The sequence below is a fragment of the Zafaria sp. Z1313 genome (assembly GCF_050563205.1).
Lineage (GTDB): Bacteria > Actinomycetota > Actinomycetes > Actinomycetales > Micrococcaceae > JAZDCJ01.
In genome coordinates this window covers 124,819-138,079 of the sequence record NZ_JBNWUK010000001.1, presented here as the reverse complement: position 1 = coordinate 138,079, position 13,261 = coordinate 124,819, and the positions used below count along the sequence as shown (strand labels likewise).

Annotated in this window: 13 protein-coding genes; 4 read left to right on the top strand and 9 right to left on the bottom strand. The window is 70.2% G+C overall.

Translation table 11 applies throughout. The features are described 5' to 3' along the window. Positions 1-132: 132 nt before the first annotated feature. Positions 133-2,382: a hypothetical protein gene (locus ACQ3I4_RS00675; RefSeq protein WP_430632634.1), complete on the bottom strand. Its 2,250-nt coding sequence runs from the start codon at positions 2,380-2,382 to the stop codon at positions 133-135. Positions 2,383-2,670: 288 nt separating this feature from the next. Next, positions 2,671-3,783: a mannose-1-phosphate guanylyltransferase gene (locus ACQ3I4_RS00670; RefSeq protein WP_430632633.1), complete on the bottom strand. Its 1,113-nt coding sequence runs from the start codon at positions 3,781-3,783 to the stop codon at positions 2,671-2,673. Positions 3,784-4,030: 247 nt separating this feature from the next. Here ACQ3I4_RS00670 and sdhC point away from each other — a divergent pair, with 247 nt between their 5' ends. From sdhC to ACQ3I4_RS00650, 4 genes are read left to right on the top strand one after another with little or no spacing between them, the layout of a single operon-like run. Further along, the gene (gene sdhC / locus ACQ3I4_RS00665) at positions 4,031-4,438 is read left to right on the top strand and encodes a succinate dehydrogenase, cytochrome b556 subunit (RefSeq protein WP_329859681.1); all 408 of its coding nucleotides are present in this window, start codon (positions 4,031-4,033) and stop codon (positions 4,436-4,438) included. Between the two features lie 3 nt (positions 4,439-4,441). After that, positions 4,442-4,891: a succinate dehydrogenase hydrophobic membrane anchor subunit gene (locus ACQ3I4_RS00660; protein ID WP_329859679.1), complete on the top strand. Its 450-nt coding sequence runs from the start codon at positions 4,442-4,444 to the stop codon at positions 4,889-4,891. A gap of 50 nt (positions 4,892-4,941) precedes the next feature. After that, positions 4,942-6,729, top strand: a complete 1,788-nt coding sequence (sdhA, locus tag ACQ3I4_RS00655) for a succinate dehydrogenase flavoprotein subunit (protein ID WP_430632632.1) — start codon at positions 4,942-4,944, stop codon at positions 6,727-6,729. Further along, positions 6,729-7,511 (top strand): succinate dehydrogenase iron-sulfur subunit, encoded by a 783-nt coding sequence (locus tag ACQ3I4_RS00650; RefSeq protein ID WP_329859677.1) that lies wholly within the window; start codon positions 6,729-6,731, stop codon positions 7,509-7,511. Before sdhA ends, ACQ3I4_RS00650 begins: the two co-directional genes overlap by 1 nt. A 68-nt stretch (positions 7,512-7,579) precedes the next feature. Here ACQ3I4_RS00650 and ACQ3I4_RS00645 read toward each other — a convergent pair whose 3' ends face one another. From ACQ3I4_RS00645 to ACQ3I4_RS00615, 7 genes are all read right to left on the bottom strand, one after another. Next, a complete protein-coding gene (locus ACQ3I4_RS00645) occupies positions 7,580-8,713 on the bottom strand; it encodes a YihY/virulence factor BrkB family protein (protein WP_329859676.1) in 1,134 nt (377 codons plus the stop codon). Further along, entirely contained in the window at positions 8,664-9,314 is a 651-nt protein-coding gene (locus ACQ3I4_RS00640; RefSeq protein WP_329859674.1) for a 2'-5' RNA ligase family protein, read from the bottom strand. The genes ACQ3I4_RS00645 and ACQ3I4_RS00640 overlap by 50 nt, the downstream gene beginning before the upstream one ends. A gap of 3 nt (positions 9,315-9,317) precedes the next feature. Then, positions 9,318-10,388: a tryptophan--tRNA ligase gene (gene trpS / locus ACQ3I4_RS00635; protein WP_329859673.1), complete on the bottom strand. Its 1,071-nt coding sequence runs from the start codon at positions 10,386-10,388 to the stop codon at positions 9,318-9,320. A 23-nt stretch (positions 10,389-10,411) separates the two neighbouring features. Then, the gene (locus ACQ3I4_RS00630) at positions 10,412-11,260 is read right to left on the bottom strand and encodes an exodeoxyribonuclease III (RefSeq protein WP_430632631.1); all 849 of its coding nucleotides are present in this window, start codon (positions 11,258-11,260) and stop codon (positions 10,412-10,414) included. 9 nt (positions 11,261-11,269) lie between these two features. Then, positions 11,270-11,791 carry a hypothetical protein gene (locus tag ACQ3I4_RS00625; protein WP_329859671.1) on the bottom strand — a complete coding sequence of 174 codons (522 nt, stop codon included), beginning with the start codon at positions 11,789-11,791 and terminating at the stop codon, positions 11,270-11,272. A gap of 82 nt (positions 11,792-11,873) precedes the next feature. Next, positions 11,874-12,233, bottom strand: coding sequence for a VOC family protein (locus ACQ3I4_RS00620; RefSeq protein ID WP_329859669.1), 360 nt, complete (start codon positions 12,231-12,233; stop codon positions 11,874-11,876). 136 nt (positions 12,234-12,369) lie between these two features. Then, positions 12,370-13,260 carry an ABC transporter permease gene (locus ACQ3I4_RS00615; RefSeq protein ID WP_329859668.1) on the bottom strand — a complete coding sequence of 297 codons (891 nt, stop codon included), beginning with the start codon at positions 13,258-13,260 and terminating at the stop codon, positions 12,370-12,372. Position 13,261 lies beyond the last annotated feature (1 nt).

The following is a 13,261-nucleotide window of genomic DNA, read 5'->3' as shown; positions in this document are numbered from 1 at the left end:
GCACGGATCTGAATCTTCCTGTACGACGGCGGACGTCCCCTGGAGCGGCGACGTTCCACCGATCATATGCCGCACTCCGGCCGCCGTCCCGAATCGACGGCGCCGCAGGCCCCTGCGTGACGCCGTGGGCCGTCAGTCCCCGGTCCCCACGACCTCGAGGAACGCCGCCCGCTCCCCCGGCGCCCCGGCCACGCCGCTGACGAGGATCCCCCCGGGCACGACGAGGAGGTCGTGCGCCACGGGATGGCCGTCCGCGAACACCCCCTCGGGCGCCTCGAGCTCGGTGAACTCCGTCCCGCCGGGCTCCAGGCGGAAGATCCTCGTGCGCAGGGAGGTGCCCTCCTCCTCCACGACCGCGGCCGCCACGACACCGCCGGCGGCATCCAGGGCCATCCGGCCCGCCGTGGGACCGAAGGCCTCGCCGGCGATCCCGTGGATCGTGGAACCCGCCGTCCACGTCCGGCCCCCGTCCCCGCTGCGCAGGTGGACGAGGCTCCATGCGCCCTCCTCCTGCTCCGCGGAGGCCGCAGCGTCCCCGAACACCGCGGCGGCATGGACGTCGTCGCCGTCCCGGACGAGGCCGACGAACTCTCCCTCGCCCTCGGGCAGGCCTCCCTCGACGGCCGAGCGTTCCCACGCCGTCGAATCCTTCGCGAGGAACCAGGCCGCGGCGCGTTCGCCGTCGTCGGTGCCCGTGCTGCCGACGGCCAGCAGCGTGCCGTCCGCCGTCTCGCCGACGCCGGCGACGCGCGATGTCTCCTCCTTCGAATCACTCAATTGCTTCCCGGCCGCGCGCTCGAACGAGGCGAAGTCGCCCGTCAGTGCGAGGGCGCTCCGCGAGGACTCCTGGCTCTCGGCGAACCAGCCGCCGATCAGGGCGCCCCTGCTCGTGGCGGCCGCGTCGTTGACCCGTTCGAGGTCGTTCGGGTCGCGGCGCGCGAAGAAACCGCCGCCGTGCGCCTGGAACGAATCGCCGGCGTCGGAGCGCTCCCAGAGGACCGGCGGCGCGAAGGCGGCGTGCGTCGTGGTATCCCTCCCATGCAGCATCTCGCCGTGGCTGCTGGCCGAGTATCCGCGGAAGCCGACGGACGCGGGGGCATCGAGCGCAAGGGACGGCACCCAGGACGATTCCTCCCCCGACTGCTCCCAGATCCCAAAGCGCGACCCCTCGGCGCCCAGCGCCCGCAGGCCGCCGTCGTCTTTCCGCTCCAGCTCGAACAACTGGACACCGGCAACCGGCTCCGCCGCCGGGAGCTCCACCTCCTCGGCCCGGCCCTTCAGGTCGACGAGGTGGAGGACCGGTTGCGCGTACCTGCCGAGGTGCCGGGTGGAGGCGACGAGGTAGCCTCCTGCGACCGCTTCGATGGCCTCGAGTACCGCCGACGAGCCGTCCGGGCCGCCGGGGAGCGCGACGGGCCCCGGCTCCCCGTCCTGCGCACGGCTTCTCAACGATCCGGTGGTCCGGTCCAACGGCAGGTTCCCCAGGAACAACGTCGTGCCGCCCGCCGCCGCCAGGTCCGACCACTCGAACTCGCTGCTGCTGCCGCTGATCCGTTCCACGAGCGAGACCTCGACCGTGCCCTGCCCGTCCCGTCCCGGGGTGAGGACCCCGGTCAGGTCACCGGCGTAGCCGCGCTCGGCGAAGCCGTCGTCCCATCCCCACCCCGCGAGGTGGACGACGCCGTCCGGGGTGGCGGTGGCCGTCCACCATCCGCTGTTCCGCGGTGCCGCCTGGGCGGGGTCGTGCTCCAGGGTCGACCAGCTCAGCCCGGCGTCGGTCGAGGAGAAGAGCACGGCCTCGATCGGCGCGCTCTCCCCGTCCCGGTCCTCGTACCGGATCCCGGCGGCCACGATCACCTCGCCCGCGGCGGCCAGCGCGTTGACGTTGAGGTCGCCGCCCGTGATGCCGGCGTCGTCGAGGGCGGCTGCCGTCCAGGTCCGCCCATCGGGGGACGTCAGGAGCCTTTGACGGGCGGCCGCGTTGCCGGAACCGACGAGGACCACCCAACCGGCCTCGGTTCCGGCGACGGACCGGACCGTCTCGCCCTCCGTGAGCGCGGGCCCCTCGATGACCTCGAATCCGCCGGACCCCGTGGACAGGGCGAGCGCGAGCCGGTTCCGGGAGCTCGCGACGAGGAGCTCCTGTCCGGGGCGCAGATGCGCCGAGGTCCAGGGCTGCAGGGCGTAGGGGCCGTCGCCGATCGGGGCGGCCGCCCAGTTCCGGCCGGCGTCGCCGCTGCGGTAGGCCATGGCCCCCGGAGTGGCTCCCTCGCCCGAAACGAGCAGGAGGGTATCGGTCCCCGCCGCGGCCAGGTCGACGACGCCCTGCGTGCGCTGCGCCGCCGCCGGCACGGCCTGAACCGGATCACTCAGCCCCCTCACCGTGGTCAGGGGGTTCGCCGGGGAATTGCAGGCCGTCCCGAGCACAAGCGGCAGGAGGGCCGCCAGCGCCGCGATCCGTCGGCCCGCCGGGCGTACGGGCCGTCCACGCCGGCTCCTGGGCCGCGTCCGCCCCGTCGCCTCGACATCCGCTGGCGTCCGATCCCGTGCGGCGCGCATCCCCATGACCGTCTCCCCTTCACTCGATGAACGGGGAACCGCGTGGTGCGCCCCCTCGAGGGAGCCTAGGCGAACTGCTGGATGAACTCCTGTAGTTATCCACAGGCCGGTCTAGAGGACGTCGACATCCCCCGAGGCCTTGAGGGATTCGACGGCCTTCTTCACGGACTGCGCGTGCTCCTGGGTGGTCACGAGCAGGGCGTCCGGGGTGTCGACGATGACGACGTTGTCGATGCCGATGAGGGCGATGACGCGCTTGGTGTCCGAGACGACGACGCCGGAGGCCTGGTCGGCGTAGACGCGGGCGCCCTCGCCGAGGACCGTGATGTGGCTGCTCTCGGTCGCCGGGTTCAGTCGTCCGATCGCGGCGAAGTCGCCGACGTCGTCCCACGTGAACGTCCCGGGGATCATGGCGACGTCGCCCGCCGCGGCCGCCGGCTCTGCCACGGCGTAGTCGATGGCCGTCTTCGGCAGGGTCGGCCAGATGCGGTCCACGACGTCGTCGCGGTCCGGCGAGTCCCAGGCCGCGGCGATCTCGAGCAGGCCCGCGTGCAGCTGGGGCTCCGTCCGCCCCAGGTGCTCGAGCATGAGCGCGACCGGGGCGACGAACATGCCGGCGTTCCAGAGGTAGTCCCCGCTCGCGACGTAGGACCGGGCGACCTCCTCGCTGGGCTTCTCGACGAACTCCGCGACGTCGGTGGCGCTCGGCGCCCCGGGGACCGCGAGCGGCTCGCCCTGGCGGATGTAGCCGAAGCCCGTTGACGGCAGGGTCGGCCGGATGCCGATCGTGACGATCTTGCCGGTGGCCGCGGTGTGGATAGCCTCCCGCACGGCGTCCTGGAACACGTCGACGGGACCGATGACCTGATCGGCGGCGAAGGAACCCATGATGGTGTCCGGGTCGCGGCGGTGCAGGATCGCGGCGGCGAGGCCGATCGCGGCGGCCGAGTCCTTCGGCTCGGACTCGAGGACGAGCTGGTCGTCGCCGAGCTCGGGAAGCTGCGCGAGGACCGCCTGGCGGTGCGCACGGCCGGTGACCACGAGCATCCGCCCGCCGGCCAGCGGGGTCAGCCGCTCGAACGTCGCGCGGATCAGCGTGCTGCCGGAGCCGGTGAGGTCGTGGAGGAACTTCGGGGCCGCGGCCCTCGAGAGCGGCCAGAGCCGGGTGCCCACGCCTCCGGCGGGAATCACACCGTAAAAGCGCTGCAGGGGGTCAATGGTCATGGCCCTAGGTTAGCCGACGCCCACCCACATGACGGGTGATCCAAAAGGAGCATTTAGGTCACGTCGACGTTGCGGAATTGCCGCGGATTTCCGCGGATTTCACACGGATCCACCGGGGTCGGTGACGATCGTCACAGGAGGGGCCGTCATGACGGGCAATGGCCTCCCGAGTGGTCTAGGATCGGGGGCAGTAACGCTCACGCACCGGCGTCAACTCTTTGTGTGGAACCGCACAAGCGCCCTTGCGATGCATGGAGGTAATTCAGTGTCGAAGACTTCGTCAGGCACCCTCTACCGCGGCCGCGAAGGCATGTGGTCCTGGGTAGGGCATCGGGTCACCGGTGTAGTCATCTTCTTTTTCCTGTTGGTCCACGTCTTGGACACGTCGCTCGTCCGGGTCTCCCCCGGCGCGTACGACGCCGTGATCTCGACCTACCAGAACCCGCTCATGGCCGTCGGCGAACTGGGCCTCGTCGCGGCGATCCTCTTCCACGCCTTCAACGGCCTTCGCCTGATCCTGGTCGATTTCTGGAAGCAGGGCCCCAAGTACCACCGCCAGCTGCTCTGGGGCGTCCTGGCCGTCTGGGCCGTCGCCACGATCGGCTTCGCGATCCGCCACCTGTCCCTGGCGCTCTTCCCGGCTGGAGGCCACTAAGCCATGACGACCACTGAATTCGCGGCGCCCCGCACGGGCCGCATCGACGCCAAGTACAACCGCATGCCCTCCAAGGGCGGCAACTTCGAGATGCTGGCGTGGCTCTTCATGCGCATCTCCGGGGTCTTCCTCGTCGTGCTGATCTTCGGCCACCTCTTCACCAACCTCCTCGTCGACGAGGGCGTCCACGGCATCGACTTCGGATTCGTCGCCGGCAAGTGGGCCGACCCGGTGTGGCAGTTCTGGGACCTGGCGATGCTGTGGCTCGCCATGCTCCACGGCACCAACGGCGTCCGCACGATCATCAACGACTACGCCGACAAGGACCGCACGCGCTTCTGGCTGAAGCTGGTGCTCTACTTCGCGACCATCGTCATCGTCGTCCTCGGCACGCTGGTCATCTTCACCTTCGATCCGTGCATCCCGGGGTCGACCCTCGAGGTCTGCAAGTAGATCCCGCCGGCAACCGCCGATCCTGACTGAGAAAAGAGAGAGCATCCGGTATGCAGGTACATAAGTACGACGTCGTCATCGTCGGCGCAGGCGGCGCCGGCATGCGCGCGGCCATCGAGTCCGGCCAGCGCGCGCGCACGGCGGTCCTCACCAAGCTTTACCCCACCCGGTCCCACACCGGTGCCGCCCAGGGCGGCATGTGCGCCGCCCTGGCCAATGTCGAGGAAGACAACTGGGAGTGGCACACCTTCGACACGATCAAGGGCGGCGACTACCTCGTCGACCAGGACGCCGCAGAGGTCATGGCCAAGGAGGCGATCGACGCCGTCCTCGACCTCGAGAAGATGGGCCTGCCGTTCAACCGCACGCCCGAGGGCAAGATCGACCAGCGCCGCTTCGGCGGACACACCCGCGACCACGGCAAGGCCCCGGTCCGCCGCGCGTGCTACGCCGCCGACCGCACCGGGCACATGATCCTGCAGACGCTGTACCAGAACTGCGTCAAGCACAACGTCGAGTTCTACAACGAGTACTACGTGCTCGACCTGCTCACCGTCGAGGAGGACGCCGTCCGCGAGGACGGCACCGCCTACAAGCAGAAGCGCGTCGCCGGCGTCGTCTCCTACGACCTCGCGAGCGGCGAGCTCCACGTCTTCCAGGCCAAGTCGGTCGTGTTCGCCTCCGGCGGCGCCGGCAAGGTCTTCAAGACCACCTCCAACGCCCACACCCTCACGGGCGACGGCATGGGCATCGCCTTCCGCCGCGGCATCCCGCTGGAGGACATGGAGTTCGTGCAGTTCCACCCGACCGGCCTCGCCGGCCTGGGCATCCTGCTCTCCGAGGCCGCACGCGGCGAGGGCGCGATCCTGCGCAACTCCGAGGGCGAGCGCTTCATGGAGCGCTACGCCCCGACCATCAAGGACCTGGCGCCGCGCGACATCGTCGCCCGCTCCATGGCCAACGAGGTCCGCGAGGGACGCGGCTGCGGCCCGAACAAGGACTACGTGCTCCTGGACCTGACCCACCTCGAGCCGGCCCACATCGACGCGAAGCTGCCCGACATCACCGAGTTCGCCCGCACCTACCTCGGCGTGGAGCCGTACACGGAGCCGGTCCCGGTCTTCCCGACGGCCCACTACGTCATGGGCGGCGTTCCGACCAACATCAAGGGCGAGGTCCTCCAGGACAACGACACCGTGATCCCGGGCCTCTACGCCGCCGGCGAGGTCGCCTGCGTCTCCGTCCACGGCTCCAACCGCCTGGGCACCAACTCCCTCCTGGACATCAACGTCTTCGGCAAGCGCTCCGGCATCTACGCCGCGGAATACGCGAAGACCGCGGAGTTCGTGGAGATCCCCGAGGATCCGACCGCCGAGACGGAGTCCCTGCTGAACGTCGTCCGCGACGGCAAGGGAACCGAGCGCGTGGCCCAGCTCCGCAAGGAACTGCAGGACACGATGGACATGAACATGCAGGTGTTCCGCACGGGCGAGACCATCATGCAGGCGCTGGCGGACATCAAGTCCCTGCGCGAGCGCTACAAGGACATCAGCATCCAGGACAAGGGCAAGCGCTTCAACCTGGACCTGCTGGAGGCCGTCGAGCTCGGCTTCCTCCTGGACCTCGCCGAGGTCATGTCCGTTTCCGCCCTGCACCGCCACGAGTCCCGCGGCGGCCACTTCCGCGAGGACTTCCCGGACCGCGACGACGCGAACTTCATGAAGCACTCGATGGTCTACAAGGACGAGTCTGCGGAAATGGAAGGCATCAAGGGCATCCGGTTCGACACCAAGCCCGTGATCTTCACCCGTTACCAGCCGATGGAGCGTAAGTACTAATGAGCAGCGAAGTGACCGAACCAGCATCCAAGGTCGAGCTGGCCGCCGGCGTCGGTGGCGGCGGGGAGATCCCGAGCTTCGACATCACCCTGCGCGTCCGCCGGTACAACCCGGAGGTCTCCGAGGAGGCCGCCTGGGAGGACTACCAGCTCACGATGTACGGCACGGACCGCGTGCTGGACGCCCTGCACAAGGTCAAGTGGGAGATCGACGGCTCGCTCTCCTTCCGCCGCTCGTGCGCCCACGGCGTCTGCGGTTCCGACGCGATGCGCATCAACGGCCGCAACCGCCTGGCGTGCAAGACGCTCCTGAAGGACCTGGACACGTCCAAGCCCATCACCGTCGAGGCGATCAAGGGCCTGCCGGTCGAGAAGGACCTCATCGTCGACATGGAGCCCTTCTTCCAGTCGTACCGGGAGATCATGCCGTTCCTCGTGGCCAAGGGCCACGAGCCGGCCTCGGAGCGCTACCAGTCCCCCGAGGACCGCGAGCGCTACGACGACACCACGAAGTGCATTCTCTGCGCCGCGTGCACGTCCTCCTGCCCGGTCTTCTGGACCGACGGACAGTACTTCGGCCCGGCGGCGATCGTGAACGCGCACCGCTTCATCTTCGACTCGCGGGACGAGGCCGGGGACATGCGGCTGGAGATCCTCAATGACAAGGAAGGCGTGTGGCGCTGCCGTACCACCTTCAACTGCTCGGAGGCCTGCCCCCGCGGTATCCAGGTCACCCAGGCCATCTCCGAGGTCAAGCAGGCCATCCTGGCCCGCGCGCTCTAGGACCACCACCGCGCGAAGGCGCCGCCGCCCTCTGGGCGGCGGCGCCTTCGGCGTTCCAGGGCCGGCGCTCAGCGGCCCTTCGCGGGCGGCCACGGGGCCGGGGAGCGCGTGTGGGCGTCGGCGCGCAGGATCGCGGCCCGGCGCCGCAGGCTCAATGGCCCCGCCGCGCTGCCGGCATCGGCGTCGGTCTCCGCGTCGGCGCTTCCGACGGCCCCCCACGCGGTCGCGACGAGGTAGACCTGGCTGAGCAGGAAGAACCAGACGAACAGGCCCAGGATCACCGCGAACGGGGCGAGCAGGGGGTTGTTGCCGACGCTGCCGAGCAGGAGCGAGGAGAACGAGCGCAACAGGGTGGAGCCGATGGCGGCGATGAGGGCGGCCTGGAGCATCACGGCCCGCGGCATGGTGATGGAGGACGCGAGCCGGAACAGCACGACGGCGACGGCGGCGTCGAGGAGGAGCATGACGGCGATGCCGGCCAGGCGCGTCATGACGGCGGCGAAGCCGGACTCGAGGTTCAAGATGTCGAGGACGGTCTGCAGCGCGGCGCCGACGACGAGGCCGACGCCGGAGGTCACGACGAGCGAGACGCCGAGCAGGGCCAGGATGCCGAGGTCTCGCAGCTTCGCCAGCACCGGGTTCATCTTCACGGGCGGCAGCCCGTAGACGCCCCGCATGCCTTCGCGGAGGCCGGCGATCCAGCCGAGCGAGGTCAGGAGCATGGCCGCCGTCGAGATGACGAGCGCCCATCCGAAGCCCCCCGAGTTGAAGAGGACGTCCGGGGTGGCGAGACCGCCGTCGCCCGTGTCGATCAGGCCGGGAGTGGTCTCCGCGACGGTCTCGACGACGGCGTCCTGGAGTTCCCGGTTCCCGCTGGCCACGAGCCCGAAGATGGAGAAGCCGGCCACGAGCATGGCGGCGACGGAGAAGAACATGTTGTAGGCGCTGCCGGCGGCCATGAGCGGTCCGTGGCGGCGTCCGTAGAGCGTCCACACGCGCAGCGGCCGGAACGCATTGAGGCGGGCCAGGAGCCACTGTGCCGCGGCGGCGAGCTCGGCGACCGCGCCGCGCTTCTCCCGCTTGGCCTTGCCCCATTCGGCGCGCTTGCGCAGGGCCTCGGCGCGCAGCCCGGCGCGGTCCAGCGGATGGATCTCATCCGTCTCGGCCGCGTCGCCCGTTCCCGTCGTCTCCCGTACCGCCAAGGTGCAGCTCCTCCCGCAGGGCCCAGAAGCCCGTCGAATCGTGTTCGAACAGTCCGATCTTGTCCACCGCGAACTCGGCCTCGTAGTCGGCGAGCACGCTCATGGCGTGGTCCATGCCCGTCTCGGTGACGTCGTGGGCCATGGTCAGGTGTGGATGGTAGTCGTACTCGGGATCGTGCGCGAGCGGACCCGAGCGCAGGGCACGGTGCAGCCCGGCGCATTCCTCCCAGCCGTCGGCGACCTTGAGGTACACCACGGGGGTGACGGGGCGGAACGTGCCGGTGCCGCGCAACCGCACGGTGAAGGCGCTCGTGGCCGCGGCGACGGCACGCACGTGCTCGCGGGTCACGGCCCAGTCCCTGCTTGCGGTGCCGCTGATGAGGGTGATGTGCGGGGGGACGACGGCGGCCAGCGGATCCCCGAAGGAGGCGCGCCATGATTCGAGCTCGCGACTCAGGGGTGCGGGCAGCGGGATGACGATCCCGACGTTGCCGGCCGCCGCGGGCGCGGCCGGCGCCCGGCCGCCGCGCACGGAGGACCCGGCCGCCCACGGGCGGCCGGCAGGCGCGGGGGCCCGGCGGCCCCGGTCCAGGTGGACCATCGGCTACAGGGCCGGTCCTGCCTGCTCCGCGGCGGCACCGACGGCGGCCGGCACGGCCTGCTGCAGGAATCCCAGGTTCGAATACACAGTTGCCAAGGTAGCAGAAGCGACTTCGCGGGCCTTCGACGCCCCGACGGCCAGGAGGCGGTCGAGCTCGGCCGGGTCGTCGAGCAGCTCGAGCGTGCGGGAGCGCACGGGCTCGAGGCGTGCCACGACGGCCTCGGCGACGTCGACCTTGAGGTGGCCGTACATCCGGCCCTCGTAGTCCTCCACGAGCCGTGCCACCGGGGTCCCGGTCACGGTCGAGAGGATCTCGAGCAGGTTGGACACGCCGGGCTTGGCGGAGCGGTCGTAGGCGATGACCGTGTCGGTGTCCGTGACGGCGGACTTGATGCGCTTGGCCACCGTCTTGGGGTCGTCGAGGATGTTGATCAGTCCGTTGGGGCTCGAGGCCGACTTGGACATCTTCGAGGTGGGGTCCTGCAGGTCGTAGATCCGCGCGCCCTCCTTCTGGATCATCGCCTCGGGCACCGTGAACGTGCCTTCGCCGAAGCGGTGGTTGAAGCGCTGGGCGAGGTCGCGGGCCAGCTCGACGTGCTGGCGCTGGTCGTCCCCGACCGGGACGGCCTGCGGCTGGTAGAGCAGGATGTCCGCCGCCATCAGCATCGGGTACGTGAAGAGCCCGACGCCGGCCGCGTCCTGGCCGCCCTTGGCCGACTTGTCCTTGAACTGCGTCATCCGCGAGGCCTCGCCGAAGCCCGTCAGGCACATCATGACCCAGGCGAGCTGCGCGTGCTCCGGCACCTGGGACTGGACGAACAGCGTGGACTTGTCGATGTCGATCCCGCCGGCGATGTACTGCGCCGCGGTGCGCCGGGTGCGCTCGCGCAGCACCGCCGGATCGTGCTGGACCGTGATGGCGTGCATGTCCGGGATGAAGAAGAAGCAGTCGAAGTCGTCCTGGGCCGCGACCCAGTTCACGAGCGCGCCGAGGTAGTTGCCCAGGTGGAGGGAGTCCGCCGAGGGCTGCATGCCGGACAGGACGCGCGGACGGTGGTGCGCGGTGGTGTTCATGGATGGTCCTTGGGGGGGAAGGGCTAGAAGCGGTAGTCGATGACCAGCGGCGCGTGGTCGGAGAAGCGCGTGTCCCAGCTGGCGGCCCGGTCGACGACGGCGTTGGAGGCGCGGTCGGCGAGGGCGGGGGTGGCCATGTGGTAGTCGATCCGCCAGCCGGTGTCGGTGTCGAAGGCCTTGCCGCGCTGCGACCACCAGGTGTAGGGGCCGTCGACGTCGCCGGCCAGGCCGCGGTGCACGTCCCGGTAGCCGAACTCCTCGCCGAAGAAGCGGTCGAAGTAGGCGCGCTCCTCGGGCAGGAAGCCGGCCCGCTTGACGTTGCCCTTCCAGTTCTTGATGTCCCGCGTGGTGTGCCCGACGTTGAGGTCGCCCGTGACCACGGCGTGGTCGCTGGCCGCGGCCAGCTCGGGCAGGCGGCGGACCATGACCTCGAGGAAGGCGTACTTCTCGACCTGCTTGGGCGTGTTCACCTCGCCCGAGGGGACGTAGGCGCTGACCACGGTCAGTTTCTGGCCCTCGCCCACGGTGAAGTCGGCCTCGACCCAGCGCCCGGAGGTCAGGAACTGCTCGTCGCCGATGTCGGCGCGCGTCGCGGTGGGCTCGGCGCGCGAGGCGATCGCGACGCCGGCGCGGCCCTTCGCGGCGGCCTCGGCGTGCAGGATGTGCCACCCCTCGCCGACGAGCTCCCTGACGATCGCATCGGGGGCCCGCACCTCCTGCAGGGTCAGGATGTCCACTCCGCGGCCGTCGAGCCACTCCGCCATGCCCTTGCGGTAGGCGGCGCGCAGCCCGTTGACGTTGACCGAGGCGATGCGCAGCGCCCCGTCGTCCTTGCCCAGGTGGTTTCCGTCTGCAGTGCTCACCCGCACCACCTTACCGAATCAGCGGCCGTCGACGACCTCGCCGGAGAGCGGTTCGCCGCCTCCCCCGGGCTTGAGCATCCCGCGGGCGTTGTGGGCGGTGATCTCGATCGTCTCGAGGGCGCGGCGGACCTGCTCGCGGTCCTCGTCAGAGGCGCCCTCGAGGTGCTTGCGGACCTGGCCCAGCTGGACCTCGACGATCTTGAAGGAGTGGTCGAGCTTGAGGTCCCGGGCGCGCGTCGCGTCGTCGACGACCACGGTCTCGGAGGCCTGCGTGGCGGCGCGCGGGGCCATGCCGGCGGTGGCGCTCTTGAGCTGCTCGCTGACCTTCCGCGCCCCGCGGCGCAGGCCGAAGACGAGGAACGCGGAGAGCAGGAGCCAGCCGAGGGAGATGATGACGACGAGCCAGCCGATGACGTCGTTTTGGTTGGCCGCGAAGACCACGGCGACGAGGAACACGGTCACCATGACGGCCATCGAGAGCGTGCTGGCCTTGAGCGTGACCTTCTTGTCCTGGCCCGCGGCGTTGGGGAGAGTCTGCATGCCCCCATTCTCTCAAACGCGCGGGCCCCTCCCCCGCCGTTCTACCGTCGGCGAACAGCGGCGCCGCGGGAGCGCGGCGGGGCTACCAGCTGACGAGGCAGAACGGGTGGCGCTGCGGGTCCAGGAACACGCGGTAGTTCTGCCCGCCCGTGTTCATCGACGTGGCGCCGAGCTTGAGCACCTGCTCCTCGGCGAGGTCCAGGTCCTTGACGCGGATGTCGAGGTGCGCCTGCTGCGGGTGCAGGTGCCCCGGCCACTCGGGAGGCACGTAGGGATCGACCTTCTGGAAGGCGATCGCCGGCCGGTCCGGGGCATCGCCGATCGTGATCCAGCCGTCGTCGTCGTGCTGGACCCGGACCATGCCCAGGACCTGCTCGTAGAAGCCCGCCAACGTGTCGGTGTCCTCGCAGTCGAAGACCACCGCGTGCCACGTGCCGATCATGGTTCCTCCTGGTTCGATGCCGTGTGTCCCACACCCTACCGGTGGCGGCGGCGCCACGGCAGGGCCCGGAGCGCACGACGGCGGGGCCGCGCCGAGGGCGCGCGGGGCACCCCGGGCGCGGCCCCGGCGTCGTTCCCTACTTCAGGAACAGGGCCCGCAGGCGCGTGGTGGTGAGCACCATCCCCGCGACGATCATGACCGCGAAGTAGAGCAGGTGCCCGAGCATCGCCCAGCCGAAGGCGCCGACGGAGAGCTGGCGCAGCAGCTCCACTCCGTGCCACAACGGCAGCGCCTGGATGAGCCACTGGACGGCCTGCGGGTAGACGTCGAGCGGGTACAGCGTCGCGGAGAAGAGGAACATCGGCAGCATGATGAAGTTGATCCAGTCCATCTGCTGGAAGGTCTTCATGAACGAGGTGATGCCCATGCCGATCGACGCGAAGCCGAACGCCACCACGACGGACGCGGGGATCATCAGCAGCGCCCACGGGGTCGTGATGAGACCCATGAACCCCATGACCGCCGTGAAGCCCGTGGCGTAGAGCGCCCCGCGCAGCAGGGCCAGGAAGATCTCGCCGATCGCGACGTCGAGCGGCCCGAGCGAGGTGTAGAGCATGTTCTGGTACAGCTTGGCGAAGTTCATCTTGAAGAAGACGTTCCACGTCGAGTCGTAGATCGCCCCGTTCATCGCCGAGACCGCCAGGAGCGCCGGGGCGATGTAGGCCGCGTAGCTGATCGGCTCCCCCGTGGGCCCCGTGACCGTCCCCACGAGGGCGCCGAGGCCGATGCCCATCGCGAGCAGGTACAGCACGGGCTCGAAGAACCCGGAGACCGTGATGGCCCAGTTGCTGGTCCTCGTCGCGAGGAGCCCGCGGGCGATCACCGCGCGGGCGTTGCGGGCGTAGAGCCCCGCGAGGGGGCGCCGGTCGGCGGTGAGGACCAGCTCGGCGTCGTCCACGACGGATCCGAGCCCGGCGCGGGCGGCGGACGGGTCCTGCCGGCCGCGTGTGGGTGTGGTGCGGTCCATC

Coding starts and splice junctions, on each gene's coding strand:
- ACQ3I4_RS00660 (WP_329859679.1), top strand. CDS start 4,442: ATGACGACCACTGAATTCGCGGCGCCCCGCACGGGCCGCATCGACGCC.
- ACQ3I4_RS00640 (WP_329859674.1), bottom strand. CDS start 9,314: ATGGTCCACCTGGACCGGGGCCGCCGGGCCCCCGCGCCTGCCGGCCGC.
- ACQ3I4_RS00620 (WP_329859669.1), bottom strand. CDS start 12,233: ATGATCGGCACGTGGCACGCGGTGGTCTTCGACTGCGAGGACACCGAC.
- ACQ3I4_RS00615 (WP_329859668.1), bottom strand. CDS start 13,260: ATGGACCGCACCACACCCACACGCGGCCGGCAGGACCCGTCCGCCGCC.
- sdhA (WP_430632632.1), top strand. CDS start 4,942: ATGCAGGTACATAAGTACGACGTCGTCATCGTCGGCGCAGGCGGCGCC.
- sdhC (WP_329859681.1), top strand. CDS start 4,031: ATGCATGGAGGTAATTCAGTGTCGAAGACTTCGTCAGGCACCCTCTAC.
- ACQ3I4_RS00625 (WP_329859671.1), bottom strand. CDS start 11,791: ATGCAGACTCTCCCCAACGCCGCGGGCCAGGACAAGAAGGTCACGCTC.
- trpS (WP_329859673.1), bottom strand. CDS start 10,388: ATGAACACCACCGCGCACCACCGTCCGCGCGTCCTGTCCGGCATGCAG.
- ACQ3I4_RS00650 (WP_329859677.1), top strand. CDS start 6,729: ATGAGCAGCGAAGTGACCGAACCAGCATCCAAGGTCGAGCTGGCCGCC.
- ACQ3I4_RS00670 (WP_430632633.1), bottom strand. CDS start 3,783: ATGACCATTGACCCCCTGCAGCGCTTTTACGGTGTGATTCCCGCCGGA.